15 protein-coding genes are annotated in these 15,899 nt (G+C 62.9%); all 15 read left to right on the forward strand.

The features are described from left to right. Positions 1–89 precede the first annotated feature (89 nt). The 15 genes from FHX53_RS04580 to FHX53_RS04650 all read left to right on the forward strand — a co-directional run bounded on the left by FHX53_RS04580 (position 90) and on the right by FHX53_RS04650 (position 15,897). On the forward strand, positions 90–968 hold the full coding sequence (locus FHX53_RS04580) for an MBL fold metallo-hydrolase (protein WP_182490192.1): 879 nt from the start codon (positions 90–92) through the stop codon (positions 966–968). An 8-nt stretch (positions 969–976) separates the two neighbouring features. Next, a complete protein-coding gene (locus tag FHX53_RS04585) occupies positions 977–2,002 on the forward strand; it encodes a ketopantoate reductase family protein (protein WP_182490193.1) in 1,026 nt (341 codons plus the stop codon). Positions 2,003–2,005: 3 nt separating this feature from the next. Continuing rightward, entirely contained in the window at positions 2,006–2,857 is an 852-nt protein-coding gene (locus FHX53_RS04590; RefSeq protein WP_220476204.1) for an SDR family NAD(P)-dependent oxidoreductase, read from the forward strand. Between the two features lie 10 nt (positions 2,858–2,867). Further along, complete coding sequence (locus tag FHX53_RS04595) at positions 2,868–3,740, forward strand: sulfurtransferase (RefSeq protein WP_182490194.1); 873 nt, start codon at positions 2,868–2,870, stop codon at positions 3,738–3,740. A gap of 41 nt (positions 3,741–3,781) precedes the next feature. After that, on the forward strand, positions 3,782–5,281 hold the full coding sequence (locus FHX53_RS04600; protein WP_182490195.1) for a rhodanese-like domain-containing protein: 1,500 nt from the start codon (positions 3,782–3,784) through the stop codon (positions 5,279–5,281). Beyond that, a complete protein-coding gene (locus FHX53_RS04605) occupies positions 5,278–6,192 on the forward strand; it encodes an EthD domain-containing protein (protein ID WP_182490196.1) in 915 nt (304 codons plus the stop codon). The genes FHX53_RS04600 and FHX53_RS04605 overlap by 4 nt, the downstream gene beginning before the upstream one ends. A gap of 97 nt (positions 6,193–6,289) precedes the next feature. Further along, a complete protein-coding gene (locus FHX53_RS04610) occupies positions 6,290–7,318 on the forward strand; it encodes an LLM class flavin-dependent oxidoreductase (RefSeq protein ID WP_182490197.1) in 1,029 nt (342 codons plus the stop codon). A gap of 2 nt (positions 7,319–7,320) precedes the next feature. Further along, positions 7,321–8,361, forward strand: a complete 1,041-nt coding sequence (locus FHX53_RS04615; protein ID WP_182490198.1) for an LLM class flavin-dependent oxidoreductase — start codon at positions 7,321–7,323, stop codon at positions 8,359–8,361. A 1-nt stretch (position 8,362) separates the two neighbouring features. After that, positions 8,363–9,544 carry a CaiB/BaiF CoA transferase family protein gene (locus tag FHX53_RS04620; RefSeq protein WP_182490199.1) on the forward strand — a complete coding sequence of 394 codons (1,182 nt, stop codon included), beginning with the start codon at positions 8,363–8,365 and terminating at the stop codon, positions 9,542–9,544. Between the two features lie 108 nt (positions 9,545–9,652). Continuing rightward, positions 9,653–10,423: an enoyl-CoA hydratase-related protein gene (locus FHX53_RS04625; protein WP_425488305.1), complete on the forward strand. Its 771-nt coding sequence runs from the start codon at positions 9,653–9,655 to the stop codon at positions 10,421–10,423. 72 nt (positions 10,424–10,495) lie between these two features. Continuing rightward, on the forward strand, positions 10,496–11,542 hold the full coding sequence (locus tag FHX53_RS04630; protein ID WP_182490201.1) for an LLM class flavin-dependent oxidoreductase: 1,047 nt from the start codon (positions 10,496–10,498) through the stop codon (positions 11,540–11,542). A gap of 33 nt (positions 11,543–11,575) precedes the next feature. After that, positions 11,576–12,598 (forward strand): LLM class flavin-dependent oxidoreductase, encoded by a 1,023-nt coding sequence (locus FHX53_RS04635; RefSeq protein WP_182490202.1) that lies wholly within the window; start codon positions 11,576–11,578, stop codon positions 12,596–12,598. Positions 12,599–12,600: 2 nt separating this feature from the next. Next, complete coding sequence (locus FHX53_RS04640) at positions 12,601–13,926, forward strand: phenylacetate--CoA ligase family protein (RefSeq protein WP_182490203.1); 1,326 nt, start codon at positions 12,601–12,603, stop codon at positions 13,924–13,926. Positions 13,927–13,969: 43 nt separating this feature from the next. Beyond that, the gene (fabG, locus tag FHX53_RS04645; protein ID WP_182490204.1) at positions 13,970–14,701 is read left to right on the forward strand and encodes a 3-oxoacyl-ACP reductase FabG; all 732 of its coding nucleotides are present in this window, start codon (positions 13,970–13,972) and stop codon (positions 14,699–14,701) included. 68 nt (positions 14,702–14,769) lie between these two features. Further along, on the forward strand, positions 14,770–15,897 hold the full coding sequence (locus FHX53_RS04650; RefSeq protein ID WP_182490205.1) for a phosphotransferase: 1,128 nt from the start codon (positions 14,770–14,772) through the stop codon (positions 15,895–15,897). Positions 15,898–15,899 lie beyond the last annotated feature (2 nt).

The following is a 15,899-nucleotide window of genomic DNA, read 5'->3' on the forward strand; positions in this document are numbered from 1 at the left end:
CCTTCGCCGTCACGGAGAAACCTTCGCATCAGGCGAAGGCCACCCGCCTCTTCACCCCAGTGTGACCACGTAGTAGCGAGGAGCAGGAAGTGGCAAAGACAGTAGTCGAAAAAGTTTACGTGCTCGACGGCGGGGAGCTAGAGCTCGATGCCTCGGTTATGCTCAATCTCACGAATCCGGGCACCAAGATCCGGATCGCGGTGCGGCAGTTCCTCGTCCAAACGAGCCGCGGTTTCGTCCTCATCGACACCGGCAACGACCCCCTGATCGCCCAGGGCCAGAAGATGGCGGAGGAGCGATGGGGTGCGCTGGCCACTGCGGCGAGGCCGATCATGGGCAAGCACCAGGTGATCAGTGAGCAACTGAAGCTAGTCGGTCTGAGCACCGATGACATCAAAATGGTCGTGTACACGCATCTTCATCACGATCACTGCGGCGCCGCGACCTACTTCCCCAAAGCACTGCACATCGTGCAGAAGGCCGAGTACCGCTTCGCCATGAATCTCGACAGCTTCGCCGCGTTCCCGTACGTTCGGCACGAGTACGACGATCCCACGATCAACTGGCGTTTCGCCCAGGGTGACTGGACCATCCTTCCGGGCTTTCAACTGATCTCGACCCCGGGCCACACTCCCGGGCACCAGTCGATCGCCCTGTGGGATGTGCCTGACGTCGGCAGCCTTATCATCACCGGTGATGCGGTGAACTGTCGTGAGAACATCTCTGCTGACGTGCTCGGCGGAATCATCTATGACGCCAAGCAGGCTGCCGACTCGGTGCACCGCATCGTGGCGCTGGCTCAGGCCACTGGAGCCTCGGTGATGGTGAGCCACGACAAGCCGTTCTACGACACAGTGCCGCACGCGCCTGAGCCTCTTCGGCCGTTCACCGCCGACGAACAGGCGTTCTGCCAGCACGGAATCAACACGCTCTACTCTGATGTCGACGATCCGAACAACCTGATCTGAGTCAGGGTATGAGAGTCCTTGTCGTCGGAGCGGGTGCACTAGGCACCGTCATCGCATCGAAGCTCACGAACGCGGGTATCGACACAGTTTGCGTGGACAGCAACGCGGCGCACGCCGCTGCGTGCCGGAACCCGGGAGCCCTCGTCGAGCTGCCCGATGGATCGACCATGACGACAAGCCTCCAGGTGATCGCGAGTGTGGATCAGGTGCGCGAGCCATACGACTACGCGCTCATCACGCTCAAAGCACCGGCGGTTCCGAGCGTCGTGACAGCGCTCCGCGACAGTGGACTAGTGGAGAACTACGTCTCGCTGGGCAACGGGCTCATCCAGGAGGTCATCGCAGGTGTCGTCGGTGCCGGTCGGCTTCTGGTCGGCACCGTCTCCTGGGGCGCGACGTTCATTGCAGCCGGCCACGTGAGGCAGACCACGTTGGCGCCGTTCGCCGTGGGTGAATGGCGTTACGGGTCGAATTCTGATCGGCTGGTCCGGCTCATTGATCTGCTCAGCGTGGTAGCGCCGGCTCACTCGACGGACAACATCGTCGGTCAGGTGTGGTCGAAGCTCCTCTTGAACAGCTCGCTTTCCGGGCTGGGCACGATCGCGGGCGCCGACTATGCCACCGCGGTCGGCACCGCAGGTGGACGGCAGCTTGCCGTCGGGATGTGGACGGAAGGTTTACGCGTCGCTGAAGCGATGGGTCTGAGCCTCGACGAGGTCGCGGGCATTCGACCGGAGCGTATCGACGTGGACGGTCCGGGAGGGTTGTCGGCCGCGAGCAAGGAGCTGGACGCCCTCCTGGAGGCACTGGGAGCGACGAAGGCGTCGATGCTGCAGGATCTCGAGCGCGGCGTCCCGACAGAGGTTGACGTGATCAATGGCGCGGTAGTCAGTGCGGGCGCCGACAACGATGTGCCCACGCCGTTGAATCAGCGGTGCGCCGAGATCATCCGACAGTGCGAAAAGGGAACCGTCCGCCCTGGGCTGGGCAATCTCTCGTTCTTCGATGACCTCCTGTCGGCGACGGTCGAGTGAGCCATGCCCGACGCGACGAAGGACGAACAGATGAGAAAGGTCGATGACAGGATGCCACGTTTGGAGGGGCGGACAGCCCTCGTGATGGGTGCGGGGTCGAGCGGGCCAGGTTGGGGCAACGGCAAGGCGACGGCCGTGCTGTTCGCGCGCGAGGGCGCCGCAGTGCTCTGCGCGGACATCAAAGAGGACGCCGCGCGCGAGACCGCGGAACTGATCCGAGGCGAGGGCGGCACCGCTGAGTACATCCACGCCAACGCTGCCAAGGAAGAAGACGTCGTGCGCGTCGTCGAGTCTGCCGTGAGCACATTCGGCGGTATCGACATCCTGGACAACAACGTCGGCATCGCGCCGGGCGGAGGTGTGACCGAACTCGACGTCGAAACCTGGGATCTCGCACACGACGTGAATCTCAAATCCTGTTTTCTCGGCATGAAGCACGTCATTCCCGTAATGCTTCAGAAGGGCGCCGGCACCATCATCAACATCTCGAGCGTCGCTTCGATCCGCTATACGGGTGTCAATTACGCGACCTACTACTCCACGAAGGCGGCGATGAACCACCTGAGCAGAACCGTCGCGGCGGAGTTCGCGAGCAGGGGGATTCGCGTGAACACCATCCTGCCTGGCCTGATGAAGACTCCGATGGTCGAGAACATGGCTCACCTTGCCGAGGCATACGGCGACGGCGACATCGAAGAGATGTGGCGCCGCCGTGATGAGCAAGTGCCGATGGGCTTCATGGGCGATGCGTGGGATGTCGCCCGCGCAGCGCTCTTCCTCGCCTCTGACGAATCCCGCTACATCACCGGTATCGAGCTTCTCGTCGACGGTGGCGTGGCGCTCGGCAGTCCCTAAGGAGTCTTCGATGACGATGACCACCCCCACTGTGAGCACCGATTGGCTTGTCGCTCACCTCGATGACCCGGACGTCGTCGTTGTGGATGCCAGCGTTCACCTACCCGACACTGGTCGAGATGCCCGCGCAGAGTATCTGGTTGAGCACATACTAGGCGCCATCTTCTTCGACCTTTCGGTCGTGGCGGATCCGGATAATCCTCTCCCGCGCAAAGCGCCGCCCCCTCGGGTGTTCGCCGAGGAAATGGGGCGCCTGGGCATCACGGAAGACACCCACGTCGTCGCCTACGACACCCTCGGTCTCTACAGCGCCGCCCGAGTGTGGTGGCTCCTCAATCTCTACGGCCACGACCGGGTCTCGGTACTGGATGGCGGCATGGTCGCGTGGAAGAAGAGGAACGGCGCTGTGGAGTCGGGAGAGGTGGTCCTTCCGGAGGCCACGTATCCCGTGAGGGAGCGTGGCGAGAGGTTCGCCTCGTGGCGGGATGTCAAGAGCCGCATCGGGGACGAGTCGACGCAGATCCTCGACGCTCGAACCCCGGGACGCTTCGCAGGAACGGAAGAGGACCGCTATCCGGGTACCCGGTCAGGACACATCCCAGGAAGCCTCAATCTCTACTGGGGAGACCTGCTCGATGCAGAACAGCGAACTCTGATTCCGACACCCGAGATCGATGCACGACTCAAGGCTGCGGGGATCCGCGATGACGTCACCGAGACGGTGCTGACCTGCGGGTCGGGCTTGACGGCCTGCATCTTGGCGCTGGGCATGGCCGTGACGGGAAGGACTGCGTGGCGAGTGTACGACGGCTCGTGGGACGAGTGGGGTCGACGTGATGACCTGCCCATCGGCACGGGGGCGCCGGGGTCTCGCGATGCCTGAGGGTTTGCGCCACTGGACACGTTGGAACGAGAGGAGTTGCCGTGCTCTTGAAACAGATCTATGACGAGGACCTCGCCCACGCGAGCTATCTGATCGGTTGCCAGGCGGCGGGAGAGGCGATTGTCGTGGATCCGCGACGCGACGTGGATGAGTATCTCGACCTAGCCCGGGCCAACGGCATGACGATCACGGCGGTCGCCGAGACTCACATCCACGCTGACTACCTGTCCGGCAGTAGAGAGTTGGCCACGAGAGCAGGTTCCGCCCTGTTCGTCTCGGATGAAGGCGGTCCGGACTGGACCTACGGACCGGCTTTCGATGACGCGGTCCGCATGAAGGATGGCTGCGTCATCATCCTGGGGAACGTATTGGTGAAGGCCGTGCACACCCCTGGCCACACGCCGGAACACATGTCATTCCTCGTCACGGACGGGGCGCAGGCCGACGCGCCAGGGTTCATCCTCACCGGTGATTTCGTCTTCGTGGGCGACGTTGGTCGCCCAGACCTTCTCGACGAGGTCGCCGGCCACGTAGACACGCGCTTCCCAGGGGCGAAGGATCTCTTCGCGAGCTTGCGCGATCGTTTCCTGTCGCTTCCGGACTACGTGCAGGTCTTGCCCGCTCACGGTGCGGGAAGCGCCTGCGGCAAGGCGCTGGGGGCGATTCCGACCTCCACCGTCGGGTACGAACGTGCGTTCTCCTGGTGGAGCGAGTACCTCCGGAACGATGACGAGCAGGGCTTCGTCGACGAGTTGTTGCAGGGACAGCCGGATGCCCCCTTCTACTTCGCGCGTATGAAGGCTCAAAACAAGAACGGCCCGGTCATCATCGGAGCACCGCCCGCCCTGATCGAATACTCACCTGAGGAACTGGCTGCTGCACTCTCTCGCGACGAGGTAATCTTCGTCGACACTCGTCACAATCGTGAGGTGCACCGGGGGGCCGTCGAACGGTCGCTCAACATTCCGGGCCCGGCGAAGACGGCAAGCTATGGCGCATGGGTGTACGACCCCGAGGCGGAGCACCGGCCGCTCGTCCTGCTCGCTCACGACCGGCGTGAAGCCGAGTCGCAACGCGACCATCTTTGCCGAGTGGGTATCGATTCCGTTGTCGGCTATGCGACCGGTCTCGAGGGGCTCGAGCTGACGACGCCCAAGACCATAGCGCCCCAAGATCTGGACGGATTCGAGCACTCGCTGCTTCTCGATGTGCGCAACGCGACAGAGTACGCGGACGGGCACATACCTGGCGCTGACCACATCAGTGGTGCTCGCGTCCTGCGATCACTCGACCGCCTGCCCCACGACGGAACCATCGTCGCGTACTGCCAGAGCGGCGTGCGGAGCAGTGTCGTCGCCAGCGCCCTGCGCCGCTCGGGGCTGGACATCACAGAACTTGAGGGTTCCTATCTCGGGTGGGCCGCCCTGCCGAGCAGCATTCCCGTGACGGGACTCGCCATGGCGGGTGCCGAGCGCGTCGGCCATGCAGCTGGGCAACCGGATCAGGGGGCATCGAGAAGCATGAGAGGTGGAGAACGATGACTGAGACCATCGAGGTCGCCATGATGAACCTGCTGTGGCCGCGACGAGGGCTGGACCGGGGGTTGTTCTTCGATTACTGGTCAGGAGCCCACACTCAGATATCCTCGCGGCTCCCCGGCATCCATCAGTATTTCCAGCATCATCTCGATGACGTCACCGGACGCCTCTTTCCGGGCTCGGACGAACTGTCGTCGGACACCACTCGGTCCCCGGGCTTCTTCGGAGACGCTGAGATCACCTTCGCGACGAGGGAGAACCTCGAGGCTTTCGCCGCCTCATTGTCGCCACTGATGAACGACGAACAGAACGTGTTCGCGAAGACCATCTCCTACCAAGCGACTACGGAGAACGTCGCAACTCTGATCGACGACTGCGTCGACGATTCTCCGAACGGCGATCTGGGGCAGTACGAGAAGTACATGCTGTACCTCCGCCGCCGAGCGGGTTCTGACCTCGAGGGCTTTCGAGCGATCGTACGCGACGAGGTGGCCCCTTCCCTTGCCTCGAGTCCCGACGTCATCAAGGTCCGATATCGGCTGGTCGACCTCTACGACAACGACGCTGTGACCCTCCTCGCGCCGAACGTCTCCAATATTGAACCCGAGTCCACCCAAGCGACCGCCTGCATCGAGGTCGTGTTTCCTGATTCGATGGCGCGCCGTCGGTACGGAGCGTCAGCGCTTTCGGCGCGCACTGTCCAGGGCCTCCGAGAGGCCTGCGACGAGGTCGTCGTGATGCGCGCGCTTCGCACCTTCACCGTCTACAACCACGGTCGCATCACGCTCGCGGGGTTGAGGACGCCGCAGATGGCAGCACAGATACGCACGATCGGGGCGATCAACCAGACGAGCACCGAGGTGGAGCAGCTGCTTCTCAACGAGCACACCCAGCTCACCGCCGGAGGTCTCTGACTCGCGTGGGGGATGACGCCGATGCCATGGCGTCACAACAGGGGCTCTCGATCAACGTCGTGAGCATTCACGATCCACCAGAACAAGGAGCGACAGAATGGACATCGGAATCGGTCTATGGGGAATGCAGAGCACACGCTCTGCGCCCGTGGCGCACGCGACGTTGTATCGACGTCTCGCGGAAGACTCGCAGGTTGCCGAGGATCTCGGATACGAGTCGCTCTGGCTCACCGAGCACCGCTTCTGGTACGACGGGTATCTCCCCTCGTTGCTGGCGGCGGGGGGCTACATGGCCGGAGCGACCACGAGGCTGCGCATCGGCACCGGCTGTCTCCTGCTGCCGCAGCATGATCCGATTCGCGTGGCGCAGGGCGTTGCTGCACTCGACCAGGTGTCTAACGGCCGGCTGGACTTCGGGGTCGCTCTTGGCTATCGCGATGAGGAGTTCGACGGTCTTGGTATTCACCGGAAAGAGCGCGCGCAGCGAATGGAGTACGCGCTTGATGTGCTCGCAGCAGCGGGAGCCGGTCGTCCCATCCATTATGGCGGGCCCGTCATCACACCTCGGCCCGTTCAGGACCCGGTGCCGATCTGGGTGGCCGCAGTGAGCGACGCCGCAGTGAAGCGCGCAGCGCGACGCGGTCTCGACATCCTCCTGTCTGACGCTCACGATGACCAGCGCGCCGGAGAACTGGTCGAGCTGTACAAAAAGACAGCCGACGAGCACGGAGTCGACAGCACCAACGTGCGCTTCGGGATCCTGCGATACGTCTGGGTCGATGACTCGGCCGCGCGGGCGGAGGCGGAGGTCGTTCCCCGGCTGCGATCCTTCCTGCTCGAACAGCTCGGCGGCTGGCGCTATCTCTCCGACGAGAACGGAAACGCGCTGGGATTCGAGCAGCCCGAGAAACTCCGGATGGCGGCCGAGGGAGTCATCCGCAACAACGCTGCGATCGGCACTCCAGACACGGTGATCCGCAAGCTGCGTGCCCTCGAGAGTGTTGGTGTGAATTTCGTCGTCGCGCGGAGCCACCTCGTGTCACAGACGCCGCAGCAACTGCACCACGCCATGGAGCTCCTCGCCCGCGAGGTGGCGCCCGCCGTCGCAACCACAAGGAAGGCATAACCATGCGATTTGGATTAGGACCCTTCGCTGCCGAGGCTGTCGGCAAGGTTGGCGCGACGGAGGCATACGAGATCATCAGCGACGCTGTTGTGCTCGCGGAAAATCTGGGCTTCGATTCGGCCTGGACCGCGGAGCGCTACTTCACCCGCGACGGCTACTGTCCGTCTGCGTTCGTGGCGGCGTCGGCTCTCGCGGCACGGACAGACGCGATTCGCTTGGGCGTCCTGCCCATCCTCGGGCTTTCCCATCCGCTTTACCTTGCGGAGGATGCCGCAACGTTCGACAACCTCGCTGCCGGTCGAGCGATCATTGCTCCGATTAACGCCGTCGCGCACGAGATCGCGGGGTACGAGGTGGACGCAGGAGAGTACGCAGACCGGTTCCAGGAGTCCCTCGATGTTCTCTTCTCCGCTTGGTCGGCGCGCCCGTTCCATCACCAGGGTGCAACGTGGACGATCCCTGCGCAGCTCGACGGCCACACCGAGAACACGACCGGCACCGTCACGGTCACGCCGAAGCCCGTGCAGTTCGAACTCCCCGTGTGGCTCGGCGGTTTCTGGGAGGAGGGCCGTTCACTCGCGGCTCACTACGGTCTTCCGATGATCCTTGGTGCTGTGACGGGTAACTCCGCCCTCGGCGAGCTCTGGGATCACTACGATGCACGCACGCACCGAGAGATCCGAGCACCCCGCGTCCTCATTAGGGACGTGTACGTCTCGGCTCACGGCAATCCGCTCGACGAGTGCGGTGAAGCGTTCGCGCGCCAATTCGACAACTATCGCGAATGGGGCCTCTGGTCCGGAGACACCAGCGACGTTGCCGCACTGGCCGCGGACCGGATGATCATCGGCACTCCCGAGCAGGTCATCGAGCAGATTCGGGAATTGGACGAGGCGCACGGGATCGATCACCTCATCTGCCGGATGCACTTCCCCGGCATGGCATTCCCGCAGCTCGTGGCGTCGATGACCCTGTTCGGCCGTGAGGTCATGCCGGTATTCAAGATGCCCGACCTTCCCATCCAGATCCTTCGCGGAGTCTGACATGGGCCAACCGCGCCGACCGCTGGAGGGCATTCGTGTCCTCGAACTCGGTGCGCTCGTCGCGGCACCGTACTGCGGGATGCTCCTCGCGGATCTCGGAGCGGAGGTCATCAAGGTGGAACCGCCGGAGGGAGACATGGCGCGGCGTTTCGCACCTTTCGTCGAGGGAGAAAGCGCCTTCTTCATGTCGGTGAATCGGGGCAAACGGAGCGTGGTCCTGGACCTGCGTGAGACCGCAGGGCAGGAGGCGGCGCGTCAACTGGCCGCCTCCTGCGACGTCCTGGTGCACAACTACCGCACCGGTATCGCCGAGCGACTCGGCATGGGCTACGACGACCTGTCCGAGATCAATCCGAGACTTGTGTACTGCGCCGTGTCGGGATACGGCCCGGACGGTCCCATGGCACAGCGCCCTGGCATCGATCTGCTGTTCCAGGCGGAATCGGGGATGATGGCGATCACCGGTGAACCCGGAGGCGTTCCTGTTAAGGTCGGGACGAACGCGGCGGATGTCTATGCCGCGACCATGGCGAGCACCTGCATTCTGAGCGCGCTCGTGGAGCGTGCACGGACGGGCGCGGGCACACGTGTCGATGTGTCGTTGCGGGACGCGTTCTTCGCCCTCCAGGCGTGCTGGGTCTCAAGCTACCTCGCGACAGGGGAGCAGCCGTCGATGCTCGGTGCGGAATCACCCTTCACGGCTCCGACCGGTGTATACGAGACGGGCGATGGATCGATCGTCTTGGCCGTGGTCAACGAGAAGCATTGGCGGATTCTTCACGACCTCCTGTCGCTCCCGATCGCTGTCGACGACCCGAGGTTTGCGGACAACGAACAGCGAGTAGCGCACTGCGACAACCTCAGAGTCATGGTGAACGATGCCCTCGTCGGGCGAACTACAGCACAGTGGCTCGTGGAATTCGAACGGTCTGGCATACCGGCTGGTCGCGTCATGGATTACGCCGAAGTGGTGGATGATCCCCAGATTCAGTTCAACGAGATGATCATGGAGCTCCGGCACCCGGTCGCCGGGGGAATTCGTGTGCAGGGTGTTCCCTTCTGGCTGGACGGGCAGAAGCCCGAGCGTCCCTCGCCGCCCCCGGTCCTGGGCGCCGACACCGACCATGTTCTGGAAATGCTGTCTCTCGAAACGTCAGGCGGACGCGCGTGGGCGAGCAGATGACAGGGTCAAGAAGACAGGCCGCGGTGGTAACCAGAAATCGGGCAGCGGGCGCGCAATCCGTGTGCCCTCGAGAGAGGAAATGTGATGAAAAGTCGTGAATTGGACGACGTGACGTACGCAGTCGAGGACGGACTCGCGTGGATCACGATCGATCGACCCGATCGGATGAATTCATTCCGAGGTCAAACGATCGACGAACTCATCCATTGCTTCAAGCTCGCGTGGGGAGACCCGGCCGTAGGCGTCATCGCCTTGACCGGTTCAGGAGAACGAGCATTCTGCGTGGGCGGCGACCAGAAACTCCGCCAGCAGGAGGGCGACTACGGCCCGACGGAATACAACGTATTCCAAGACGAGTATCTTCAGCGGCTCATCAGAGACGTCCCTAAGCCGGTGATCGCTGCCGTCAATGGGTTCGCGATCGGCGGCGGGCAGGTGCTCCACGTAGTCTGTGACATCACCATCGCGGCTGAGCATGCCGAGTTCGGTCAAGCGGGGCCGCGCGTGGGCTCGTTCGACGCGGGGTTCGGCACTGCTTATCTGGCGCGCATAATCGGCGGCAAGCGGGCGCGTGAAGTCTGGATGCTCTGCCGCCGCTACTCAGCACAGACCATGCACGACTGGGGTCTCGTGAACGCCGTGGTCCCCATCGAACAGCTGCGGGACGAGGTCCGCCGGTGGGCCGACGAAATGCTCGCACTGAGCCCCACGGCGCTGAAGGTCGTCAAGCACTCCTTCAACGCGGACACGGAGTCGATCGCGGGAATCTCGGCGATGGCCTTCGACAGTCTCGGGATATTCGTTCAAACAGATGAAGCCAAAACCGGTGTGAACGCGTTCGTGAATCACGAAAAGCCTGACTTCGGCTCGTTCCGTTGACGTGACAGCGCGAGCAGAATTTCACGTCGCAACATTCACTATTCACCGCTAAGCACAGGGATGGGAGTCATTGTGGGAGAACTCGAGATCGGTGTCGGTATTTGGAGTTTGCAGTCCACGAAAGCTGGGCCGCGACACTTCGCCTACCTCTACAAGGAGTTGATGGAGGATGCTGCATTCTGCGATCAGTTCTCCACCATCAAGACGATCTGGCAGACCGAGCACCACTTCTGGTACGACGGCTATTGCCCGTCGTTGCTGACAGTCGCGGGAGGAATCGCCGCGGCCACCAAACGGATCCGAATCGGCCAGGCAGCGTTGTTGTTCAGCCAGCACGAGGCGCTGCGCGTCGCGCAGCAGGCGGCAGTGCTGGACCAGTTGTCGGGCGGCCGCCTGGACCTGGGGCTCGCGCTGGGATATCGAGACAACGAGTTCGATGGCTTCAACATTGATCGACGCATCCGGCGTCACCGATTCGAAGAAGGGGTCGAGATCGTTGGTCGCGCATTCGCCGATGGTCCGGTCAACTTCGCGGGGGATCAGTTCGATGTTCCCGACGTGGAGGTGACACCGAAGCCTTTCCAGTCGGACGTTCCGATCTGGGTCGCGGCGGTCGGCCCCGACCCGATCAGGCGTGCGGCTCGGATGGGAGCGTCGATCATTCTCTCTGATGCGCTCACACTGGAGCAGCTACGACACCAGATCGACCTGTACTACACCTGCGCCGAAGAGTACGGCGTGGACGTGTCCCACGCCAAAATGGGTGTTCTGCGACGCGGCTGGGTCGCTGAAACCGATGACGAGGCCTATCGGGAGGCACTCCCCTCGTTGCGGTTCCTCCTCCGCGAGCAGCTGGGAGGGTGGCGCTATCTCGTCGACGAGAAGGGTGAACCGGTCGGGTTCGACCGCCCGCGGGATCTCGATGCCGCAGCAGATCGGCTCGTGAACGTTCACGAGCGCACGATTGGGCGGCCGGAGAAGGTCGTGCGCGGCCTTCGCGAGATCGCGGCTACCGGGTGCACGCACGTCATCTTCGGTACTCGTTTCGACTCGCTTCCCCGGGCGAAATATCTTCGCTCGCTCGAATTGCTCGCCACAGAGGTCATTCCCAACATCTGACCGTCGGAACACCGACACCTAGGGAGAAAAATCATGAGATTTGGTCTTGGTCCGCTCACCATGGAGATTGCGGACCCATCAAAGAAGCAGGTCGACGTCTACGAGGAAGCTCTCGAGCAAACCGTGACAGCCGAGTGGTGGGGTTTCGACTCGGTGTGGGCGGGCGAGCGCCACTTCACTCCAGATCACTTCAATTCATCGGCCTCCGTCATCGGGGCGGCACTTGCCCAGCGCACGGAGTTCGTGCGGGTGGGGGTCATGCCCGTGCTGGGACTGGTGAATGCGATGTACCTGGCCGAGGAGGTCGCGTGCATCGACAACATCAGCAACGGGCGCACGATCGTGGCGGCGCAGGTACCGACTGAGCAGGAACAGTACGGTTGGCGCGGGTCCGGCACCATCGAGCGAATGCTGGACGACATCGCCGTGCTGCGGAAGTCCTGGGGGCCCAACCCGTTCTCGCACAAGAGCGAATTTCACACGATCCCGATGGAGAACGACGTGCACATCCAGGCACGCGGGATCGACAAGATCTCGGTTCAGCCGAAGCCGGCCCAGCTGGAGGTGCCGCTGTGGGTGAGCGGGTCGGATGTCGCATCTCAGTTGGCCAAGGAAGTGGGAGTTCCCTATTTCGCTCCGGCCCACCTGCCGCTGTCTGAGCTGCACGATCTGTACGCGGATACCCAGCGGGAGGGCGCGACGGTTCCCCTCGCGCGTGAGGTCTTCATTGCTCGGACAACGGAGCATGCCCACGAGCTCGCGGCGGACGCCATTGCAGGCCTCTACAAGAGAATGGCGCGTGCGGGACTCGTCAAGGAGTGGGACTCGTTCGAGGAACTCGCCCGCGACCGCTTCATTATCGGGGATGCAGAGACCTGCATCGAGCAGTTGTACCGCTATCAAGAACAGCTCGGTGTGAACTACGTCGTAGCCCGTATCGCGTACCACTCGATGCACCACGGTGAGACGGCGAAGGCGGTTCAGCTCTTTGGCCAGGCAGTCGTTCCCGAGTTCCGCATGTTCGGTCTGCCTGATGAGATCCGAAAGCTGGCGTAGAGATGTCCCCAACCTTCGATTCCCTCGAGACTCAGCCGTGGTCCGACATCACCGCCCTGCATGAGTCGCTCCTGCAACGGCAGCTCGACTATGTGGTCGATCGCTCTGAGTTCTACCAGCGCCGTCTCGGGAAGCAGCGTTCCCAGATCACATCACTGGCTGATCTTGGTGCCTTACCTTTCACCACCAAGGAAGATCTGCGTGAGAGCCTCATCGCACACCCTCCACTCGGGTTCCATCTCGCTGTCGACGAGGCAGAGGTCGTTCAGATCCAGTCATCGTCCGGCACGACGGGGATGCCGACCTACGTGGCGGCGTCGACCGAGGATCTCGCTGTCTGGAACTCGATGGGCGCGCGCGTCTTCTACGCGAACGGCTTTCGACCAGGCGACTGGGTGATGCACGGGTATGCCATGGGCAAGGGCTTCGTAGGGGGTCTGGTGAACGTCCAGCACCTGCAGCATCTGGGATGCTGCGTCATCCCGCTCGGTGCTGAGGCGGGGACCGAAAGGCTGCTCAGGGCGATCGACCACCTGAAGCCGGTCGCCCTGTGTGCGACCCCGTCGATGGTGGCGTACCTCGGAGCCGCCGCCCCCGATGTTCTCGGCAAGCAGGCTAGCGAGCTGTCGGTGCGCAAGATCTCCGTCGGGGGTGAGCCCGGGGGCGGAGTGCCGGCCATTCGAGAGAGCATGGAGTCGCTGTGGGGCGCAGATGTGCGCGACATGATGGGCGGCGCCGACTTCGGCAGCACGTATTGGGCGGAGTGCGACGAGAAGGACGGCATGCACTTGTGCTCACAGGGTGCGCTGCACGTGGAGTTGATTGATCCCGACAGCTTGGAGCCGCTCCCTCTCGAAGAGGGTGTCACGGGTGAACTGGTGTACACGGCACTTGCGCGTCGAGCTACCCCCCTGGTGCGTTACCGGATGGGCGACATCGTGACGGTGTCCGGGACAGGGTGCGCTTGCGGACGCAGTGCGTACAAGATCAAGACCCACGGTCGTGCCGATGACATGCTGATCGTTCGTGGGGTCAACGTCTTCCCCGCGGCGGTTAAGGACATCGTCGTGCACTTCACGCCGGATGCGACGGGTTACCTCAAGATCGATGTTGATTTCGAGGGACACAGCACGTCACAGCCGTTGAAGATTCGAGTTGAGATGGCCTCATCGAGTACTCGCACAGCAGACGAGCTGGCGGTGGCCATAGAGCGAATGTTGAGCGATCGGCTCACCGTGCGGTCGGTCGTCTCGATTGTGCCCGAGGGTCGAATCGAACGCCCGGGAGCGGCGAAGGAAAAGCTCCTTGAACGCACCACCAACACATGAATACGGGCCGCGTGTGGTTGTGCAGGGGGCGTCAGCCTTGCTGATGAACGGGAAGGTCGCGGTCATCACCGGCGCCGCCGCGGGGCTTGGGCTTGCGTCGGCCCGACGGTTCCTTGAGGAAGGCGCATCCGTCGTCATCACCGATGTCTCCGAAGAGGCGCTGGGCAGAGCAATCGCACGTCTTGATGCCGGCCCAGCGCTCACCAGCGTCATTGCAGGGGCATCGGATCCGGATGACGTGAACCGTGTTGTCTCGACTGCTCTCACGAGGTACGGACGCCTCGACGTGTGGGTGAACAACGCCGGCATTACCCGTGATGCGACCATGCGAAAGATGCTGATCGAGGACTTCGATGCGGTGATCGATGTGCACGTTCGTGGCACGTGGCTGGGTATGCGGGCGGCGGCCGACGTGATGCGTGACAGTGGTGGAGGATCGATCATCAATATGTCGTCCATCTCCGGCAAGGTCGGGAATGCAGGCCAAACCAATTACAGTGCTGCGAAAGCCGCCATTGTCGGCATGACGAAGGCGGCAGCGAAAGAGGTCGGATTCGCCGGGGTTCGTGTGAATGCCATCCAACCGGGGGTCATCAACACGGCGATGATCGACGCCATGCCCGACGCGGTCAAGCAGGAGAGGTTACGGGACATTCCGCTGGGTCGATTCGGTGAGCCTGAAGAGGTGGCCGATGTGGTTCTGTTTCTCGCAAGTGACCTCTCCCGATACCTCACGGGCACCGTCATCGAAGTCTCCGGGGGGCGTGGCATCTGATGGGAGCACGCTGACGACGATCTACTACCGCACACCGTGCGCATCCACGAACAGGCAACGCTCGCCGGATGCCGCAATCACCGAGGGAAATGGGTACGACAGTGGTTTTCGATCCACGGAACGCGGCTCTTTCAGGCGACGCTGTAGCTGCTGTGATCGGGGAGCGATACGGACTGCGAATCGCCGATGTCGACCTTCTTCCCGGCGAGCTCGATGTCAATTGTCGCGCGACCGATATCGACGGCACATCCTGGTTCGTTCGGCTCAGTCCGGAACCGCTGGATGTCGATTCTGTCGAGTGGCAGAACCGCGTGCTGCGGCAGCTGGAGCTGCGCCCCCTGTCCGTCGCTACTCCGCGGCTCATTCCGCAGCGTAATGGCGAATACTGTTCGTCGTTCCCGGGAAGGGGCGATCGCACGTTCCTGATTCGTCTCACGAGTTGGGTGGACGGTCGAAACGCATCCGAACTCGGCGAGACCACGCGCTCCTACCGCGAACAGGTGGGCGCGCTCGCCGCTGACATCGTCACCAGCCTGAGCCCGCTCAACTCGGATGCGCACGGACAGCGCGACCATCATTGGGCAGCGGTCGCCAGCGGAGCCTCCATCCGGTCAACCATGCACGCCGCATCGTGGGATCGTCGCCAGTACTTGGAGCACGCGCTCGACTGGTTCGATGCCGTCGCCGATCAAATCACGGAACTCCCGCTGTCGGTCGTCCATCAGGATCTCCACGATTTCAACCTCCTTGCGAAGGTCGACGATCATGGCCAACCGTACGTGTCAGGCGTTGTCGACTTCAACGACGCCGTCCTCACGGCACGGGTGGCTGAACTAGCAGTGGCCGCGTCGTACGCGACCCTCCGTCAGCCGGATGCCTTCCCCGCGTTCTGCGACGTGGTCCGCGGTTACCTGCGACACGAAACTCTGACGGCAGGTGAACTTGACCTGCTCTACCCACTCGGAGTTGCTCGACTTGCCGTGAATGCGAGCACCTGGACGCAGCGCAGCACAGGGGAGAACAGTGCGTACGCACATGCGCGGATGGCTGCGACCTGGCCGGCGCTCCAGTCTCTTCTCGAGACCTCCCCGGACGCCGCCGCCGCGACCCTCCGATCATTTGCCGAGGAGTCGCAAGAGAGTGCTCCTAGCGGATTATCCTCGGCACCTCCGATGCCCCCTACGAATCAGAAATGAGG

Origin of the sequence: Microcella alkalica, from assembly GCF_014137945.1 — a bacterium.
GTDB lineage: Bacteria > Actinomycetota > Actinomycetes > Actinomycetales > Microbacteriaceae > Microcella > Microcella alkalica.